16 protein-coding genes, 3 tRNA genes and 1 pseudogene are annotated in these 18,546 nt (G+C 69.3%); 7 read left to right on the forward strand and 13 right to left on the reverse strand.

What is annotated here, in order from left to right; translation table 11 throughout:
- Positions 1-159: 159 nt before the first annotated feature.
- Complete coding sequence (locus AB0I23_RS14245) at positions 160-1,005, reverse strand: hypothetical protein (protein ID WP_359109497.1); 846 nt, start codon at positions 1,003-1,005, stop codon at positions 160-162.
- A gap of 175 nt (positions 1,006-1,180) precedes the next feature.
- Between AB0I23_RS14245 and AB0I23_RS14250 the strand changes: the two genes are divergently transcribed.
- Both AB0I23_RS14250 and AB0I23_RS14255 read left to right on the forward strand, forming a co-directional pair.
- A complete protein-coding gene (locus AB0I23_RS14250; RefSeq protein WP_359109498.1) occupies positions 1,181-2,263 on the forward strand; it encodes a Leu/Phe/Val dehydrogenase in 1,083 nt (360 codons plus the stop codon).
- 327 nt (positions 2,264-2,590) lie between these two features.
- Positions 2,591-2,845: a DUF3073 domain-containing protein gene (locus tag AB0I23_RS14255; protein WP_073722084.1), complete on the forward strand. Its 255-nt coding sequence runs from the start codon at positions 2,591-2,593 to the stop codon at positions 2,843-2,845.
- Between the two features lie 153 nt (positions 2,846-2,998).
- On the opposite strand, the gene purM is transcribed toward AB0I23_RS14255, so the two are convergent.
- The 7 genes from purM to purS all read right to left on the reverse strand — a co-directional run bounded on the left by purM (position 2,999) and on the right by purS (position 11,205).
- Positions 2,999-4,072 (reverse strand): phosphoribosylformylglycinamidine cyclo-ligase, encoded by a 1,074-nt coding sequence (gene purM, locus AB0I23_RS14260; RefSeq protein ID WP_359109499.1) that lies wholly within the window; start codon positions 4,070-4,072, stop codon positions 2,999-3,001.
- A 60-nt stretch (positions 4,073-4,132) separates the two neighbouring features.
- Complete coding sequence (gene purF, locus AB0I23_RS14265; protein WP_359109500.1) at positions 4,133-5,659, reverse strand: amidophosphoribosyltransferase; 1,527 nt, start codon at positions 5,657-5,659, stop codon at positions 4,133-4,135.
- Positions 5,660-6,051: 392 nt separating this feature from the next.
- Positions 6,052-6,867, reverse strand: a complete 816-nt coding sequence (locus AB0I23_RS14270; RefSeq protein WP_359109501.1) for an META domain-containing protein — start codon at positions 6,865-6,867, stop codon at positions 6,052-6,054.
- A 52-nt stretch (positions 6,868-6,919) separates the two neighbouring features.
- Entirely contained in the window at positions 6,920-7,720 is an 801-nt protein-coding gene (locus AB0I23_RS14275; RefSeq protein WP_359109502.1) for a maleylpyruvate isomerase family mycothiol-dependent enzyme, read from the reverse strand.
- A 301-nt stretch (positions 7,721-8,021) separates the two neighbouring features.
- A complete protein-coding gene (purL, locus tag AB0I23_RS14280) occupies positions 8,022-10,271 on the reverse strand; it encodes a phosphoribosylformylglycinamidine synthase subunit PurL (protein ID WP_359109503.1) in 2,250 nt (749 codons plus the stop codon).
- Positions 10,268-10,948: a phosphoribosylformylglycinamidine synthase subunit PurQ gene (gene purQ, locus AB0I23_RS14285; protein WP_359109504.1), complete on the reverse strand. Its 681-nt coding sequence runs from the start codon at positions 10,946-10,948 to the stop codon at positions 10,268-10,270. Before purQ ends, purL begins: the two co-directional genes overlap by 4 nt.
- Positions 10,945-11,205 carry a phosphoribosylformylglycinamidine synthase subunit PurS gene (gene purS / locus AB0I23_RS14290; RefSeq protein ID WP_037695153.1) on the reverse strand — a complete coding sequence of 87 codons (261 nt, stop codon included), beginning with the start codon at positions 11,203-11,205 and terminating at the stop codon, positions 10,945-10,947. Before purS ends, purQ begins: the two co-directional genes overlap by 4 nt.
- A gap of 381 nt (positions 11,206-11,586) precedes the next feature.
- On the opposite strand from purS, the gene AB0I23_RS14295 reads away from it, so the two are divergent.
- From AB0I23_RS14295 to AB0I23_RS14315, 5 genes and pseudogenes are all read left to right on the forward strand, one after another.
- Positions 11,587-11,922 (forward strand): histone-like nucleoid-structuring protein Lsr2, encoded by a 336-nt coding sequence (locus tag AB0I23_RS14295; protein WP_359109505.1) that lies wholly within the window; start codon positions 11,587-11,589, stop codon positions 11,920-11,922.
- A 125-nt stretch (positions 11,923-12,047) separates the two neighbouring features.
- Positions 12,048-12,119, forward strand: a tRNA-Gly gene (locus tag AB0I23_RS14300).
- Positions 12,120-12,200: 81 nt separating this feature from the next.
- A tRNA-Gly gene (locus AB0I23_RS14305) sits at positions 12,201-12,273 on the forward strand.
- A gap of 196 nt (positions 12,274-12,469) precedes the next feature.
- Positions 12,470-13,064 (forward strand): annotated as a pseudogene (locus AB0I23_RS14310) (response regulator).
- Positions 13,065-13,086: 22 nt separating this feature from the next.
- Positions 13,087-13,162 (forward strand) — tRNA-Gly (locus tag AB0I23_RS14315).
- Between the two features lie 43 nt (positions 13,163-13,205).
- On the opposite strand, the gene AB0I23_RS14320 is transcribed toward AB0I23_RS14315, so the two are convergent.
- The 5 genes from AB0I23_RS14320 to AB0I23_RS14340 form a co-directional block, all read right to left on the reverse strand.
- Positions 13,206-14,120 (reverse strand): phosphoribosylaminoimidazolesuccinocarboxamide synthase, encoded by a 915-nt coding sequence (locus AB0I23_RS14320; protein ID WP_359109506.1) that lies wholly within the window; start codon positions 14,118-14,120, stop codon positions 13,206-13,208.
- A 144-nt stretch (positions 14,121-14,264) separates the two neighbouring features.
- Complete coding sequence (locus AB0I23_RS14325) at positions 14,265-15,488, reverse strand: ABC transporter permease (protein WP_359109650.1); 1,224 nt, start codon at positions 15,486-15,488, stop codon at positions 14,265-14,267.
- A gap of 41 nt (positions 15,489-15,529) precedes the next feature.
- A complete protein-coding gene (locus AB0I23_RS14330) occupies positions 15,530-16,237 on the reverse strand; it encodes an ABC transporter ATP-binding protein (protein WP_359109507.1) in 708 nt (235 codons plus the stop codon).
- A complete protein-coding gene (locus AB0I23_RS14335; protein ID WP_359109508.1) occupies positions 16,234-17,667 on the reverse strand; it encodes a peptidoglycan-binding protein in 1,434 nt (477 codons plus the stop codon). The genes AB0I23_RS14330 and AB0I23_RS14335 overlap by 4 nt, the downstream gene beginning before the upstream one ends.
- On the reverse strand, positions 17,639-18,508 hold the full coding sequence (locus tag AB0I23_RS14340; RefSeq protein ID WP_359109509.1) for a hypothetical protein: 870 nt from the start codon (positions 18,506-18,508) through the stop codon (positions 17,639-17,641). The genes AB0I23_RS14335 and AB0I23_RS14340 overlap by 29 nt, the downstream gene beginning before the upstream one ends.
- Positions 18,509-18,546 lie beyond the last annotated feature (38 nt).

Genomic DNA, 18,546 nt, shown 5'->3' on the forward strand with positions numbered 1-18,546 from the left:
CCCGTTAGTGCTATCCGTCACCCTTGAGGCAAAGGCCCGGTTCGGGACGTAGGTCCTGGTACCACACGAATACGCTCCCGCCACTTTGCCCTCACCACCCTCATGAATCACACGGACGAGCCGCAAGGGAGGCCGGTTCCCGGCCCCGCGCCGCCGGACTCAGCTGGCGAACTGACGGTCCCTCACAGCCCGCCAGCGCTCCGCCAGCCGCCCGTATGCCTCACTCGCCCCTTCGGTGTCACCGGCCCGCAACGCCGCGATGCCCTCGGCGACATCCGCGGCCGATCGGTCCCCGGCGAGCTGCTCGGCCGACAGCGCGTGCACCAGACCGCCGTAGTCGAGCTCGACCAGCGCGCGCGGATGGAACTCCTCCAGCCACCGGCCGACGTCCACCAGGCCCTCGGTCAGCGGCCCCTCGTCGACGGTCTCCCGCAGCGTCCTCAGCGACCTGGCCACCCGGCGGCGCGCCTGCACCATCGGGGTCCGGTAGCGCAGCACCGGCGCTCCCCCGTCCTCGGCCGCCTCCGTGTGCTCCCGTTCCTCGTCCGAGAAGAGGACGAACCAGCGCACCGGTACCTGCCACACCGCGGTCCGGATCCACGGCCGGGCGTCCGGATTGCGCTCAGCCCACTGCTCGTGGTCCGCGAGCGCCTGCCCGCGCACCACCGGCGGCAGTACCGCGTCGAGCACCGGGGCCGGGAACATCTCCGCCAGCTCCTCCAGAGCCAGCCAGCCGCGCAGCCGGGTCCGCCACGGACAGACGCACACCACTCCGTCGACCTCGGCGACGAACGCGTCCCCGCTCTCGTGCACCGGCACCCCGACCGGCGGGGTGGCCGCCAAGTCGGCCAGCGAACGCCGGAGTTCGTCCTGCGCCGTGGGGATGCGGTCGCGCCTCGCGTAGCGGGCCCAGTAGGCACGTTCCGGCTCCGGGAAGGCGGCCAGCGGTTCGTACACCCGGAGGTACGACGCGTAAGGGACAAGCACCGAAGACACCACCGACATGTCCCAGATCGTGTCACGCCCGTACTCCGCCGGGGGGTGATCCTTGGCACTGGAACAGATCTACGCCCCCGTAGGACTTACGCTCGTGCCCAATCGGACCGTCCGTGCCGGTCGGTCCGGGCCCTCCCCACCTCCAGGAGGGTCTTCCGCCGCTTCGTACTTGGGAGTCACCACCGTGACCGATGTGACCGACGGCGTCCTGCATACCCTGTTCCACTCGGATCAGGGGGGACACGAGCAGGTCGTGCTCTGCCAGGACCGTGCCAGCGGCCTCAAGGCCGTCATCGCCATCCACTCCACCGCCCTGGGCCCGGCCCTCGGCGGCACCCGCTTCTATCCGTACGCCTCCGAGGAGGAGGCGGTCGCGGATGCGCTGAACCTGGCGCGCGGCATGTCGTACAAGAACGCCATGGCCGGTCTCGACCACGGCGGCGGCAAGGCCGTCATCATCGGCGACCCCGAGAAGATCAAGACCGAGGAACTGCTGCTGGCCTACGGCCGGGCCGTGGCCTCGCTCGGCGGGCGCTACGTGACCGCCTGCGACGTCGGCACGTACGTCGCCGACATGGACATCGTCGCCCGCGAATGCCGGTGGACCACCGGCCGCTCCCCGGAGAACGGCGGCGCCGGCGACTCCTCCGTCCTCACCGCTTTCGGTGTCTTCCAGGGCATGCGGGCCTCGGCCCAGCACCTCTGGGGCGACCCGACGCTGCGTGGCCGAAAAGTGGCGGTCGCGGGCGTCGGCAAGGTCGGTCACCACCTCGTCGAACACCTGCTGTCGGACGGCGCCGAGGTCGTGATCACGGACGTCCGGGAGGAATCGGTACGCCGGATCACCGAGCTCCACCCCGAGGTCGCCGTCGCCGCGGACACCGACGCGCTGATCCGCACCGAAGGTCTCGACATCTACGCCCCGTGCGCGCTCGGCGGTGCGCTGAACGACAAGACCGTCCCGGTGCTCACGGCCCGGGTGGTGTGCGGCGCGGCCAACAACCAGCTGGCGCACCCGGGCGTCGAGAAGGACCTCGCGGACCGTTCGATCCTCTACGCCCCCGACTACGTGGTGAACGCGGGCGGCGTCATCCAGGTCGCCGACGAGCTGCACGGCTTCGACTTCGACCGGTGCAAGGCGAAGGCGTCGAAGATCTTCGACACCACGCTGGCCATCTTCGCACGTGCGAAGGCAGACGGTATCCCGCCGGCCGCCGCGGCCGACCGGATCGCCGAACAGCGGATGGCGGAGGCGCGGCGCCCCTGACTGCTCGTCGCCGACGGTCGCGGGGCCTTCACCGGGCGTCGCGACCGTTCCTCGGGCCACTGACCCGCCGACCGGCGAGACAAGACTCACGCCGGTCGGCGGGTCGCATGCCGAGAAGAGGTTAAAATCGCAGTTGACCAGCGAGGACGGGGCTTCTCGTTGGTCCTGTTCCGGGGCGTGTGATGCGGGCGGCGTACCGTATGGCCACGGAAGCAGGTACCGTTAAAGCCCTACGGGCACGGTCTCTCTGCCGAGAGTCCGTCCTGAAACATGAACGCGTGTCAAGACTCTGGGGCCGTCGAGCCCCGTCACCGAGGGGGTCGAGCCATGGGGCGCGGCCGGGCAAAGGCCAAGCAGACAAAGGTCGCCCGCCAGCTGAAGTACAGCAGCGGCGGGACTGACCTGTCGCGTCTGGCCAATGAGCTGGGCGCATCGCCTTCGAGTCAACCACCGAACGCAGAGCCGTTCGAGGACGACGACGAGGAAGATGACCCGTACGCACAGTACGCGGATCTGTACAACGACGAGGACGAGGACGAGGACGATCAGTCCGGTCCGTCGTCACAGCGCCGCGGCGCTTGACCTCGCGCTGACACATCAACCCGGTCCGGGCCTGCCCGGACCGGGTTCTGTGTTGCGTTTTTCGGGTCCCGATCGGCAGCGTGATCCTGCCCTTCGACCAAGGGCAGGACGCTCGCCGGACGGTACCGGTGCGCCCTGCCCCCGCCGCGTGTCCTACCGCGCGTACGCGCCGACCAGCTCGGCGCCCGAGCCGTGCGTACCGCGGTCCGTGATCTCGCCGGCCACCCAGGAGTCGACCCCGCGGTCGGCCAGCGTCGTCAGCGCCGCATCCACGGATTCCGCCGGGACGATCGCGATCATGCCGACGCCCATGTTGAGCGTCTTCTCCAGCTCCAGCTGCTCGACCTGACCGGTCCTGCCGACCAGGTCGAAGACCGCGCCGGGCGTCCACGTGGAGCGGTCGACGGTGGCGTGCAGGGTATCCGGGACGACCCGGGCCAGGTTGTTGGCGAGACCGCCCCCGGTGACATGGCTGAAGCCGTGCACCTCGGTCGTACGGGTCAGTGCCAGGCAGTCCAGCGAGTAGATCCTGGTGGGCTCCAGGAGCTCCTCGCCGAGCGTGCGGCCGAACTCCTCGACGTCGCGGTCCAGTGCCCAGCCGGCCCGGTCGAAGAAGACGTGGCGAACGAGCGAGTACCCGTTGGAGTGAAGACCGGACGACGCCATCGCGATGACCGCGTCACCCTTACGGATACGGTCCGGGCCGAGCAGCCGGTCGGCCTCGACCACGCCCGTACCGGCGCCCGCGACATCGAAGTCGTCGGGGCCGAGGAGGCCCGGGTGTTCGGCGGTCTCGCCGCCGATCAGGGCACAGCCGGCCAGCACGCAGCCTTCGGCGATGCCCTTCACGATGGACGCGACACGCTCGGGGTGCACCTTGCCGACGCAGATGTAGTCGGTCATGAAGAGGGGCTCGGCGCCGCAGACGACCAGGTCGTCGACGACCATGCCGACGAGGTCGTGGCCGATGGTGTCGTACACGCCCATCTTGCGGGCGAGGTCGACCTTCGTGCCGACGCCGTCAGTGGCGGAGGCGAGCAGCGGACGCTCGTAGCGCTTGAGGGCCGAGGCGTCGAAGAGGCCGGCGAATCCGCCCAGGCCGCCAAGGCCCGCGACTTCAGCGCGCTGCGTCTTCTTCACCCACTCCTTCATCAGCTCGACGGCACGGTCGCCGGCCTCGATGTCGACGCCCGCTGCCGCGTAGGAAGCACCTGTTGTCTCAGACATTGCCTGGGATCTTTCGTGTGGAAATTCGGGGCTGGTGGCAGGGCTGGTGCGCGTGGCCGGTCACGGACGACGCAGTGCGTCGGCCGCGGCGGTCGCCGCAGGGCCTGCCGCCAGCTCGGTCTCCAGCAGCTGCTTGCCGAGCAGCTCCGGGTCCGGAAGCTCCATCGGGTACTCACCGTCGAAGCAGGCGCGGCACAGGTTCGGCTTGGCGATCGTGGTCGCCTCGATCATCGCGTCGAGCGAGATGTACGCGAGCGAGTCGGCCCCCATCGACGTGGAGATCTCGTCGACCGTCATGCCGTTGGCGATCAGCTCCGCGCGGGTCGCGAAGTCGATGCCGAAGAAGCAGGGCCACTTCACCGGCGGGGACGAGATCCGGATGTGGATCTCGGCGGCACCGGCCTCGCGGAGCATCCGTACGAGTGCGCGCTGGGTGTTGCCACGGACGATCGAGTCGTCGACGACCACCAGGCGCTTGCCCTTGATGACTTCCTTGAGCGGGTTCAGCTTGAGGCGGATGCCCAGCTGCCGAATGGTCTGGGAAGGCTGGATGAAGGTCCGGCCGACGTACGCGTTCTTGACCAGACCGGCGCCGAACGGGATGCCGCTGGCTTCCGCGTAACCAATGGCGGCGGGCGTGCCGGATTCCGGAGTCGCTATGACCAGATCCGCCTCGACCGGGGCCTCGGCGGCCAGCCTGCGGCCCATCTCCACACGGGAGAGGTACACGTTCCGTCCGGCGATGTCGGTGTCGGGGCGGGCCAGATAGACGTACTCGAAGACACAGCCCTTGGGCTTCGCTTCCGCGAAGCGCGAGGTGCGCAGACCGTTCTCGTCGATGGCGACGAGCTCGCCCGGCTCGATCTCGCGGACGAAGCTGGCGCCGCAGATGTCGAGGGCGGCGGACTCGGAGGCCACCACCCAGCCACGCTCCAGCCGGCCGAGAACCAGCGGGCGGATGCCCTGCGGGTCACGGGCTGCGTAGAGGGTGTGCTCATCCATGAAGACGAGCGAGAAGGCGCCCTTCACCTCGGGAAGCACCGCGGCGGCGGCTTCCTCGATGGTGAGCGGCTTGCCGTCGTCGTCGGTCTGGCCGGCGAGCAGAGCGGTCACCAGATCGGTGTCGTTCGTCGCGGCGACCTGGGTGGCACGGCCGTCCTTGCGAGGAAGGTCGGCGACCATCTCGGCGAGCTGGGCCGTATTGACCAGATTGCCGTTGTGACCCAGGGCGATCGAGCCGTGCGCGGTCGCACGGAACGTCGGTTGCGCGTTCTCCCACACCGAGGCACCGGTGGTGGAGTAGCGGGCATGACCGACCGCGATATGGCCCTGGAGAGATCCCAGAGACGTTTCGTCGAAGACCTGCGAGACCAGTCCCATGTCCTTGAAGACCAGGATCTGGGACCCGTTGCTCACTGCGATACCCGCGGACTCCTGTCCACGGTGCTGCAGGGCATACAGTCCGAAATAGGTGAGCTTGGCGACCTCTTCGCCCGGAGCCCAGACACCGAAGACGCCGCAAGCGTCCTGGGGGCCCTTTTCTCCGGGGAGCAGGTCGTGGTTGAGTCGTCCATCACCACGAGGCACACCACCGAGTGTAGGCGAGATCGACCACTGGTCCGAATTCGGGATACCCCGCCGGAGCACCGGGGAAGAGGCCCGAAGGGCCGTTCCGGGCGCTGCTTGCGCGATCACGGGCAGTGACGGAATTCGGCTGACGGCGGGGTGCGGAGGCGGGGCAGGATCCGCGACAGGGCGGCTGACGCCCGGCCTACCGGCGGGTTACCAGCTAGTTCAAGCCACGGGGTGCCCCCGGGGGGCCGGGCCCGGTGGTGGCGCTCGGTGGGTCCGCCGAGCGGGGCGCCCCAGGCGCTGGCCGAACGCTCGTTTCGTGGTGAGCCTCACACCGGACGCGGGCCGCGGAGGGCCGGTATGCGGCTTCTATGCCGGTCTGCTGCCGTAGCCGACGGAGTCCTGACTCACTTCCCGGGTGCGGATGCCGTCGCGCGGAACCCCTCGCCGTTCGCCGCGGTGAGGGTCAGCGTGCGGTGATCGATCCGGTACGTCGTCTTCCCTTGCAGGATCGCGAGCAGCGGGCGCTCCACCTTCATCTCGGCGTCCGGGCACATCATCTTCGTGGTGTCGATCCGGCCGAACGCGACGGTGGAGCCGGCGACCGTCGCGGTGCCGCGCAGCTGGTTGCAGCCGGAGCCGCCCTGCACCGAGCCGTCCTTGCCGAAGGTCGGCCGCGCCTTCTTCTCCGCCCCGGCGGGCAGCGACGAGGCGACCGAACCGGAGACCAGAGCGGTGACGGTCCAGGTGGTGCCGATGAGCGGGGCGGAAGGCTCGGAGGTGAAGGCGATGGCGTCGCCCTTCGCCGTGGTCAGGGTGAGGGTCCTGTCCGCCACGGCAGCAGTGAGTGTGCCCCTGAAGGTGCGGGACATGGCCCTTTCGAACTGCCCGGTGTCGTTCCTGCAGCCCATCGCGGTCCACACGACCCGGCCGACGGTGATCTCGTCGCCGTTCATCCTGACCGCGGCGGAGAAGTGGTTGCAGCCGAAGTTCCCGCGGGCCCTGCCTTCGGGCGTGATCGTGACATGGGCGCCGTCCGGGGCGGCGGTCCTCCTGCCGCCGACCGTCACCGAGTCGGCCTTCCAGTGGACGTCGGTGACGGCCGGGCCGGTCCGTACGGAGCCACGGTCGTCGGACCCCGAGCCGGCACCGTCGCCGTGGCCCTGCTTCGTACCGCAGCCGACAAGGGCAAGAAGGGCCAGGACGCCGGCGCTGACAGCCATACGTTGTCTCAGCATGGCCATGTGACGGTACGGAGGGCCGATCCGGTTCCCCTCAGCCGAGCAGCGGCAGCAGATCGCCGAGATCGGCCCGCTCACCGCCGGCACTGACCTTCGCCGCATCGAGCGCCGCCCGCCACTGCGTACGCCCGGTCGCGAGCCGGATCCAGGTCAGCGGATCGGTCTCGACGACGTTGGGCGGCGTACCCCGTGTGTGTTTCGGGCCCCGGACGCACTGGACGACGGCGAACGGCGGGACGCGCACCTCCACCGAGCCGCCGGGCGCCTTCTCCGCGAGGGCGTCGGCGAGCAGCCGGGTGCAGGCGGCGAGTGCCTGCCGGTCGTACGGGATGTCGAGTCCGGTCGCCGCGTTCAGGTCATCGGTGTGCACGACGAGTTCGACGGTGCGGGTGACGAGGAAGTCACCCAGCCGCATCACACCGACACGGGTCGGCAGCAGCCGGCTCTCGGCCACGCCCGGCACCACCGCGTCGAACCGGTCGGCGGCCTCCGCGTACAACGCGTCGAGGTCGGGGCGGTCCGCGGCGAGTGCCGTGGTGTCGTCGGCGATCCGGCCGGCCCGCCCGGCAGTCGAGGACGGCCACTCCAGCAGGGAGACCTCGGGCTTCTCGCCGGGCGGCTCGGGCAGCTCCAGGTTCCGGCAGACGTTCGAGACCGCCATCGTCAGATGGGCGGCCAGCTCCCGCACCGTCCACTCCCCGAGCCGGGTCGGCAGAGCGAGCTGATCGGGCGTCAGCGTGCTGACCGCCGAGCGGACATGGGCGAACTGCGCCTGTACGGCGATGCGGGTCCGGGCGAGGTCGTAGCGGCGGGCGCGCTTCTGGGACGGCGGCATGGGAACGAGCCTACGGGGTGTCCCCACGCCGAAGCCCCCGCCCGGCGGACCGGGCGGGGGCTTCGGCGTCACGCAGTGGAACAGCGCGTCCGGCTCAGAGCCTGTCGGGTGACCTTCGACCGGAGAGCGGACGCGGCATGGTGCGTGCGATTCCAAGGCGCCGGGACGGCCTCGGACGGGGTCTCCCCTGCTCGAACGAAGCTGAGAACTTGAGGAAGGAGCTACCAGGAGGCATCCCGGCAACGCCGGAAGCCTGCGTGCCAGGGCGTGGCCGCCCGATCAGAGGTCACCCGACAGGCTCTCAGGCGAGCAGGCCGGGGATCGTCGCCTCGTGGGCCGTGCGGAGCTCGCTCAGCGGGATGCTGAACTCGCCCTGGACCTCGATCTCCTCGCCGTCCACGACACCGATCCGGGTGACGGGCAGACCCCGCGCCCCGCACATGTCGTTGAAGCGGAGCTCCTCGCTGCGCGGAATCGAGACGACCGCGCGGCCCGCAGACTCGGAGAAGAGGAACGTGAACGCGTCCAGACCGTCCGGCACGACCAGCCGGGCGCCCTTCCCGCCGCGGAGGCAGGACTCGGTGACCGCCTGGATCAGACCGCCGTCGGAGAGGTCGTGCGCCGCGTCGACCATGCCGTCGCGGGACGCCGAGATCAGGATCTCGCCGAGCAGCTTCTCGCGGCCCAGGTCGACCTTGGGCGGCAGCCCGCCGAGGTGGTTGTGGACGACCTCGGACCAGGCCGAGCCGCCGAACTCCTCACGCGTGTCGCCGAGCAGGTAGAGGAGCTGGCCCTCTTCCTTGAAGGCGACCGGCGTACGCCGCGTCACGTCGTCGATCACACCGAGCACGGCCACGACCGGCGTCGGGTGGATCGCCGTCTCACCGGTCTGGTTGTACAGCGACACATTGCCGCCGGTGACCGGGGTGCCGAGCTCCAGGCAGCCGTCCGCGAGACCACGGGTGGCCTCGGCGAACTGCCACATGACGTCCGGGTCCTCGGGCGATCCGAAGTTCAGGCAGTCCGAGATGGCGAGCGGCTTGGCGCCGGAGGTGGCGACATTGCGGTACGCCTCCGCCAGCGCGAGCTGCGCACCCGTGTACGGGTCGAGCTTCGCGTACCGGCCGTTGCCGTCGGTCGCCATGGCCACGCCCAGGTTCGACTTCTCGTCGATCCGGACCATGCCGGCGTCCTCGGGCATCGCGAGCACGGTGTTGCCCTGTACGAACCGGTCGTACTGGTCCGTGATCCATGCCTTCGAGGCCTGGTTCGGAGAGGCGACCAGCTTCAGCACCTGCTCGCGCAGCTCGGCGGCGTTCGCCGGGCGGGCGAGCTTGTTCGCGTCGTCGGCCTGGAGCGCGTCCTGCCAGGACGGGCGGGCGAACGGGCGGTGGTACGTCGGGCCCTCGTGGGCGACGGACCGCGGCGGCACGTCGACGATCTGCTCGCCGTGCCAGAAGATCTCCAGCTGCGAGCCCTCGGTCACCTCACCGATGACGGTGGCGATGACGTCCCACTTCTCGCAGATCTCCAGGAAGCGGTCCACGTGCTGCGGCTCGACAATCGCGCACATGCGCTCCTGCGACTCGCTCATGAGGATTTCCTCGGGCGAGAGGGAGGAGTCACGCAGCGGAACGGTGTCCAGCTCGACGCGCATACCGCCGGAACCGGCGGAGGCCAGCTCCGAGGTGGCGCAGGAGAGACCCGCGCCGCCGAGGTCCTGGATGCCCGCGACGAGCTTCTCGCCGAAGATCTCCAGGGTGCACTCGATGAGGAGCTTCTCCTGGAACGGGTCACCGACCTGGACAGCCGGGCGCTTCGCCGGACCGGTCAACTCGAAGGTCTCCGAGGCCAGGACCGAGACTCCGCCGATGCCGTCGCCGCCGGTGCGGGCGCCGTACAGGATCACCTTGTTGCCGGGGCCGGAGGCCTGGGCCAGGTGGATGTCCTCGTGCTTCATCACGCCGATGCAGCCGGCGTTGACGAGCGGGTTGCCCTGGTAGCAGGCGTCGAAGACGACCTCGCCGCCGATGTTGGGCAGACCGAGGCAGTTGCCGTACCCGCCGATGCCCGCGACGACACCCGGGAGGACCCGCTTGGTGTCGGGGTGGTCGGCCGCGCCGAACCGCAGCGGGTCGACGACCGCGACCGGACGGGCACCCATGGCGAGGATGTCGCGGACGATGCCGCCGACGCCGGTGGCCGCGCCCTGGTAGGGCTCGATGTACGAGGGGTGGTTGTGCGACTCGACCTTGAAGGTGACCGCGTAACCCTGACCGACGTCGACCACACCGGCGTTCTCGCCGATGCCGACGAGCATCGCGTCGTTGGCGGGGACCTTCTCGCCGAACTGCTTGAGGTGGACCTTGCTGCTCTTGTACGAGCAGTGCTCGGACCACATCACGGAGTACATGGCGAGCTCGGCGCCGGTGGGACGGCGGCCCAGGATCTCGCGGATCCGGGCGTACTCGTCCTCCTTGAGGCCGAGCTCCTTCCAGGGCTGCTCGACGTCCGGGGTCTCGGCCGCGTGCTTGACCGTATCCAGGCTCATGCGTTGACCAGCTTCTTGATGATCGAGGTGAAGAAACCGAGGCCGTCGGTGCGACCGGTTCCGATCAGCGGTTCGACGGCGTGCTCCGGGTGCGGCATCAGACCGACGACATTGCCCGCGGCGTTGGTGATGCCCGCGATGTCGCGGAGCGAGCCGTTGGGGTTCACGTCCAGGTAACGGAAGGCGACGCGGCCCTCCGCCTCAAGCTCGTCGAGGACGCGCTCGTCGGCGACGTAGCGCCCGTCCATGTTCTTGAGCGGTACGGAGATCTCCTGGCCCGCGGAGTAGTCCGAGGTCCAGGCGGTCTCCGCGTTCTCGACGCGGAGCTTCTGGTCGCGGCAGATGAAGTGCAGGTGGTTGTTGCGCAGCATCGCGCCGGGCAGCAGGTGCGCCTCGGTCAGGATCTGGAAGCCGTTGCAGATGCCGAGGACCGGCATGCCGGCCCGCGCGTTCTCGATGATCGTCTCCATGACCGGCGAGAACCGGGAGATGGCTCCGGCCCGCAGGTAGTCGCCGTAGGAGAAGCCGCCCGCCAGGATGACCGCGTCGACCTGGTGCAGGTCCTTGTCGCGGTGCCACAGCGATACGGGTTCGGCGCCCGCGACCCGTACGGCCCTCAGGCTGTCCTGGTCGTCGAGCGTGCCCGGAAAGGTGACGACTCCGATACGAGCAGTCACTTCGACTCCTCGGCCTTCTCCACCTTCACGGTGAAGTCCTCGATGACGGTGTTGGCGAGGAACGTCTCGGCCATCTCGTGAATGCGACCGAGGGCGGCATCATCGACCGGCCCCTCGACCTCCAGCTCGAAACGCTTTCCCTGACGTACGTCCGCGATTCCCTCGAAGCCGAGACGGGGCAGTGCACGCTGCACCGCCTGTCCCTGCGGGTCGAGGATCTCGGGCTTGAGCATGACGTCGACTACGACGCGTGCCACTGGCACTCCCGGTGGTGGTGTGGTGCGGCTGTTTCTCCGGGGGGCTCCCCAGACCCCCGCAGGTCCCCTCAGCCTACCTGGCCAGAAATTCTACGCGGGTAGATATCAAACAGGCTTGATCACGTGGAGATATCGGCCGTGACAACGGGCAGGAAAACCTGCGAAGAGAAATCCTCACGACGCATACATAGAAGGCGGACACGCGGAGGCAATTGGCCGGGCTTCACAATGCGGTGCCTCTCGCTGTACAAATGATTACCGGGGAAAGCAGGATTGCCCCTAAACAGTCGACACCGGTCGACCCACATCCGCCTGGCAGCCAGAAGGCCGGTCATCAGCGCATGCCAGACGCGCCGATGCCGTAGGAAAGGACCGATATCCGTGGCTCAGCGCGTAGTGGTCACGCTCTCCGACGACATCGACGGGGGAGCAGCGGCGGAAACGGTCACCTTCGCCCTGGACGGGAAGTCGTACGAGATCGACCTGAATCCGTCCAATGCAAAGAAACTGCGCAAGGTCCTGGCGCCGTACATGGCAGCCGGCCGTAAGCAGACACATGCCGGCAAGCACGGCAAGACTCCCGCCTCGTACCGGCACACCTCGCTGGCGCCCGACCCGGCGGCCGTGCGCGCCTGGGCCCGCTCGCACCGGATGGAGGTGCCGGCCCGTGGCCGGATCCCCAAGAAGGTCTACGAGGCGTTCCGCGACGCCAGTTGAAGGACACCCCACGCGGGCCCTGCGGCGACACCCCGCGGCGCCGACTTGCGCGACACCCCATCAGGTCGGCTAGAGTCTGGAGCACGCCGAGGGGCAAGGCCGAAAAGCCGGGCCTCACGCAGCGTGCGGGTGTAGTTCAGTAGCAGAACATCCTCCTTCCAGGGGGAAGGCGCAGTGTGCAATTCCTGTCACCCGCTCTGCATCGCTCTTCACAACCACTCCGGTGGTTCGGGTAGAGTGGTGTTCGCACCGCCCAGTGAAAGCTGAGCGGCAGCAATGCGGACGTGGCTCAGTTGGTAGAGCATCACCTTGCCAAGGTGAGGGTCGCGAGTTCGAATCTCGTCGTCCGCTCTTGATCGAAGGCCCTGGTCGATATCGACCGGGGCCTTTGTCGTATTCCGGGGTCCGTCGCGATGACCCCCACGTCTTTCATGAGCAGTGGTGACAGCTCGCACTGCTCCCGCCGTGATCCGGCGGAAGTCCGAGGACATGAGCCGCGCACGGCCCCCTTGCGGGAGGAACGACGACGACCGCACAGACCGTACGCGTGCTGTTCGCCGACGACGAGCATCTGATCCGGGGGGCGCCGGCCGCGCTGCTCGCGCTGGAGGACGACCTCGTCGTGGTCGCGAAGGCGGCGAGCGGTCCGGAGACGCTCGTCATGACACGCCTCACCGCCCCGATGTCGCGGTCCTCGATCTGGAGATGCCGGGTGCGGACGGTGTGAGTGTGGCCACATCACTACAGGCTGAACTGCCCGGCTGCCGGACCATCATCGTGACGGTCACGGCCGCCCCGGACATCTGAAGAGGGCGCTCGCGGCGGGCGTGCGGGCGTTCGTCCCGAAGACGGTCAGCGCCCGGCAGCCGGCCGGCATCATTCGCACCGTCCACGCCGGAAACCGTTATGTGGACCAGGAGTTGGCGGCCGAGGCGGTCTCCGCCGGGGACTCGCCGCTGACGGCGCGCAAGGCCGAGGTGCTGGAACCGGCGGCGGACAGGGAGCCGGTCGCGGAGATCGCGGAGCGGGCGTCGCTGTCGCAGGGGACCGTGCGGAACCACCTCTCCGCGGCCGCTTCGAAGCTCGGTGCGGAGAGCCGTCGTGCGGCGGTGCGTCTCGCGCGCGAGCGCGGATGGGTATAGTGGGCATCGCGCTTCGGCGCATGCGAACGTAGCTCAGCTGGTAGAGCGCAACCTTGCCAAGGTTGAGGTCGCGAGTTCGAACCTCGTCGTTCGCTCCATACAAGAAGGCCCCGGTCCTGTGACCGGGGCCTTCTTCGTGTCCTACTGCCAGGTGGTGCCGGTGAGGAGTTCGTACGCCTCCAGGTACTTCGCCCGGGTCGCGTCGACGATCTCCTGCGGCAGCGCCGGGGGCGGCTGCTCGCTCCTCCGGTCCCAGCCGGAGGCCGGCGAGGTCAGCCAGTCGCGCACGAACTGCTTGTCGTACGAGGGCTGCGCCTTGCCCGGCTCCCAGGCGGCGGCCGGCCAGAAGCGGGACGAGTCCGGGGTCAGGACCTCGTCCGCGATGATCAGGTCCGCACCTCCTTCACCTGCGGCGGTAAAGCCGAACTCGAACTTGGTGTCGGCGAGGATGATGCCGCGCTCGCGGGCGATGTCGCGGGCCCGGGCATAGACGTCGAGGGTGGTGCGGCGCAGCAGGGCCGCGGTCTCCGCGCCGACCTCGCGGGCCACCTCCTCGTACGACACGTTCTCGTCGTGGTCACCGACGGCCGCCTTGGTGGCGGGGGTGAAGATCGGCGCCGGGAGTTCGGATCCGTCGACGAGCCCTTCGGGGAGAGCGAGTCCGCAGACCGTACGGGACTCGTTGTACTCGACGAGGCCCGAGCCGGTGAGATAGCCGCGGGCGACGCACTCGACGGGGACCATCCGCAGCGACGTGCAGATCAGCGTCCGCCCGGCCCAGTCGGCGGGGGCTCCGGCGGGGAGCTCCGTGGACACGACATGGTTCGGGACGAGATCGGACAACTGGTCGAACCACCACAGCGAGAGCTGGGTGAGGACGCGGCCCTTGTCGGGGATCTCGGTGGGCAGGACCCAGTCGTACGCGGACATACGGTCGCTGGCGACCATGACGAGGTCGCCCGCCTCGTTCCGGTACAGGTCGCGCACCTTGCCGGTGTGCAGGTGGGTGAGTCCGGGGACCACCACCGGCTCGGGCTTTTCTACAAATCCGGACACGCTGCCTCCGCGTAGGTTGATCCAGGAGTCGGTTCCGATTCTCCCGTATCCGGGTGAAGTGCGGTGGAGCGGGGCCGCCCACACTCCTCGATCGGCCCCTGCGATACGCCGGGCCCTGCCGGGACAGGAGTCAAAAGGACACCGTCAGCGCCGCAGCGCCTCGGCGGGCTCGATCCTGCTGGCCCGCCAGGACGGGTACGCCCCCGCCAGGAGACCGGTCACCAAGCCGATCACGGGTGCCATGAGCAAGGTGGCGGGGTGCATGACCGGTGTCCACTGCCGGGTCACCGCGACGCCCACCACCGTCACGGCGCCGAGCGCCGTGCCGACCAGTCCGCCCAGGGCACCCAGCGCGGCGGACTCGGCGAGGAACTGGCTGGTGATGTGGCGCCCCCGCGCCCCCAGCGTGCGGCGCAGACCGATCTCTCCTGTGCGCTCCAGGACCGCGACGAGGGTGGTGTTGGCGATCCCCACCGCACCGATGATCAGGCACACCACGGCCAGCAGCAGGAAGAGCTGGTTCATGTCCGAACCGACCGTGGTGCGCAGCGCCTTGGGGTTCGGGGGCGGAATGGACTTGAAGTGAGCCGGATGCGCCGGGTCCAGGACCAGTGGCGCCTCCTCGGCGATCTGAGCCGCCGCGCCGAGCTTCGTGGAGATCAGCATCTTGGCGGGCGTCTCGGCCCCCGGCGCCCCCCACGTCGCCTTCGCGACACTACCGGGGACCACGACGGACAGGAGCAGGTCGGTCTTGCGCTGGACGTCGGCCATGATGCCGATCACGGTGAAGGGCTTGTCACCGATGAACACCGCCGGCCGGCTCTCCAGCGTGGTGATGCCCAGCCGGCCGGCCATGCCGGAACCGATGACGGCCACCGGCACCGCTTGGTCCTCGTGGTACTCGTCGTAGAGCCTGCCCATCCGCAGGGTGGGTTTCGCGGCCCTCAGCACCCCCGGGGTTGCGGCCTGGACCTGCGTCTCCTCCTCGGTGACCGAAGCGCCGACCGGGGACGAGCGGACGCTCTCACCGTCCGCGAGGCTCACCGGCCAGTAGACGCCCGCATCGGTGGCTCCGTTGAGCCGCTCGATCCTTTCGGGCGCGTCCTCGGGAAAAGACATGCCGCTGAACGATCCGTCGGCGGCGCCGACATCCTCGACGGTGACCTCGGTTGCGGTCAGCGCGTTGAAGCGGCCGTCGATCTGGGACGAGGTCGTCGCTGTCAGGCCGAGGACGGCGACAAAGGCCCCGATGCCGAGCACGGTGCCGAGCATGGTCAGGGCGGACCGGGCCGGTCGCTGGAGCATGCCGGCCACGGCCTCCGTCAGCAGGTCGCGCGCGGAGAACCGGGACAGGTCGGCCCCGTTCACCCGCTCGCGTCGGCGCCGTCCCCGGAACTCCGGACGGGCCGTCACGACACGGCCCGGTCGGCCGGAAGGTGGGGCGCTCCGTCGAGTCGGCCGTCCCGGATGGCCAGGGTACGACCGCCCCTGGCTGCCACCGAGGGGTCATGGGTGATGACGACGATGGTCATTCCGTCCTTGTGCAGATCGTCGAGGAGACCGAGTACCGAGTCCGCGGTCGCCGTGTCGAGGTTGCCCGTCGGCTCGTCGCACAGGAGCAGCGAGGGACGGGCGACCAGAGCGCGCGCGATCGCCACGCGCTGCCGCTCACCGCCGGACAGCCTGGTCGGCAGCGCGGCCATCCGGTGCCCGAGGCCGACCCGCTGCAGGGCGTCCCGGGCCCGTCCCGGCCGTTCTCTGCGCGGCACGCCGTTGTAAACCATCGCCAGTACGACGTTGTCGAGTGCGCTTCGGTGCGGCAACAGATGGAACGACTGGAAGACGAAGCCGATACGGCGGCCCCGCAGCCCCGCACGCTCGGTGTCGGAAAGACCGCTCGTATCGATGCCGTCGAGCAGGTAGCGCCCGCTGGTGGGGGCGTCGATGAGTCCGGCGATATTGAGGAACGTCGATTTCCCCGACCCCGACGGCCCCGTGACCGTGACGTACTCCCCGCGCTCGATGACCAGTTCGGCGGGGCGCAGAGCGGGGACGGGCGGAGGGCCCGGGTACGTGAGTCCGACACCACGGAAGTCAATGACCGCTGCCGGACTCACCGGGTGTCGTCCTGGCCCGGCTGCCGTGCGGATGCGGTACCCACCACGACCCGGTCGCCCTCGGCCAGCGCGTCCTGTGGGACCGGGGTCACCTGCACGCTGCCGTCGCCCTCCAGGCCCGGACGTACCCGTACCCGTCGGCGTTCTCCCTGCTCGGTGAGGACGGTGACCACGGTGCTGCCGTCGGCGGCAGCCGAGACCGCGGAGAACGGTACGAGGAGCACCTTGCCCTGAGAGCTCTTGATCTCGATGGTCAGCCGGACCTCCTGACCGACGAGCGACGCGTCGATCTTCCGGTCCGGTGTGACGTTCAGGATGGAGAGGGCGTCTGCTGTGCCACCGCCCTCGCCCGCGCTCCCTCCGGCTTCCTCGCCCCCACCGGAGGACGAGCCCGCATCACCCTCGGTGACCGCAGCCGCTGTTCCGTCGAACTCGTCGCCGGTCGCCTCGGCGAGGATCCGCACCTTCTGGCCCGCCCGGACGATCTTCCGCTGGCTCGGCGTGAGGGATCCCCGTACGCCGAGCGTGCCGGAGGAGATCGTCATGACGGTCTCGGGAGCCCGGTCCCCCACGCGGGCCGCGACGGACTCGACCCGAGCGGGGAATCGGTCCAGAAAGACGATCTCTGCGGCGGGGAGCATGGCTCCGGCCTGAAGACGTGCGGCGGCCAGCGCCTTCTCCGCACGGGCGAGATCCTCCTCGGCCCGTGCCGTGTCGGTCGCACCGTGTTTGCCCGCACGGACGTCCTGGAGCGCCCGGGTGGCGTCGGTGACAGCCGTTGCTGCGCTCTCGACCTGGGCGGTCCCGTCCTCGGAGACCGGTCGGGGATCGTATCCGAGGGAGCGGTAGTACGCCGCCAGGGCGGCCTGGGTACCGGCGCCGAACTCCCCTGCGGGGTCAGTCGCCGAGCCGAAACCGCGCTGCCCCAGCGCCTTCCGGAGCTGAGTCACGTCCTCCCCGCGGGCTCCGGGCTTCAGGTCGCGGTACGCGGGCAGCGCACCCGACAGAGCGAAAACGGGGCGCCCCGAAATCTCGACCAGAACACCTCCCGCCCTCACCGCGTCACCGGCTCGCAGCGGTGCCTTGGTGACCAGGGGCTCCGCACCGTCGGCCGCGCTCACTGCGGCGGAGACCGCTATCGTGCGCTCGGCAGCCACCTGGCCACGTACCACCAGTGAAGCGTGCAGCACCCGGTGCTCGACCGCTGCCGTGAGGACATCGCGCTCCGGCGCCCCTGCCTCGGCCGCCGCCTGGGCAGGCGACTTGATCACCGTCGAGAGGGTGAACCCGGCGCCTGCCAGGGTCAGCGCTCCCACCACCACGACGGCCAGCAGCCTCCGGCGGCGGGACAGTGCCGAAGCCGCTGAGACGTCCTCCGGTGTTCCGGCAGGTGCACCGCGGTCAGCGTGCTTCGATCGCTCTGTTCGCATTCTCGATCCACCTGGCGGTCTTGTCCTTGGCATCCTTGAGAATCTCGGCGCTCTCCTCGATCACCTGTTTCTCGTAGAGCGTCTTCACGGCGATTCCTATGCCGAGGTAATTGGTCTTCTTCTTGCATCCCATGTCGGCGACCGCGACGGCGATCTCCTTGTCGCCGGCTCTGGTTGCATGCGACCAGCTCTTGTCATTCCACGCGCTGCTCGGGCTGTCGTAGTCGTAACCCTGCTTCTTCATGCAGTCCGACCACCGCACGGCGGCGTCCCGGAAACGGCTGTCGTCCCGTGTCTTGGCCATGGCCTTTCCACCGACGGACGACACCACCATTTCCGCGTATCCCTCGCCGAATCCGCCTCTTCCTGCGCCTGCCACGGACCCGTCGGGGAACTTCACTTCCTGAGCGGTCTTCGCTCCGGCCGTGATGGTTCGCAGCGCCTCACCCTCGCAGCCGTCCTTCGGGACCTTGTGACCGTTGTACGTGGCAACCTTGCCGGACAGCAGCTGCCCCTGGGTCTCCGTGGCGTTCTCGGAGTACCGCGCTTCAGTGGCCGAACCCGCGGCCTTCGGGTCGAGTGGCTGCTTGTATCCGTAGCGTTCCGCCTGGGCGACCGGCACGACGAGGAATTCGCTGTGCTCCAGGTATGCCTTGCCGGTGAACCGCCCCAGGGGCTGCGGATTCTGCGCGTAACCCAGCCCACGCATGCATGCGTTGACCAGCAGCACCCGCGCCTTCTTCAGCGTGTAGTTCTCCTCGGAAGTCGGGAGATACGCGTCCAGCGGGGTGGTGATCTGCGCCGGGTCGAAATGCCCGGGAGTGGGCACGGAGCCGAGCACCGGCTCCCTTCCTCCACCCACCGGGGTAGAGCAGGCAC

The organism is Streptomyces atratus (assembly GCF_040655115.1).
Classification (GTDB): Bacteria; Actinomycetota; Actinomycetes; order Streptomycetales; family Streptomycetaceae; genus Streptomyces; species Streptomyces atratus_D.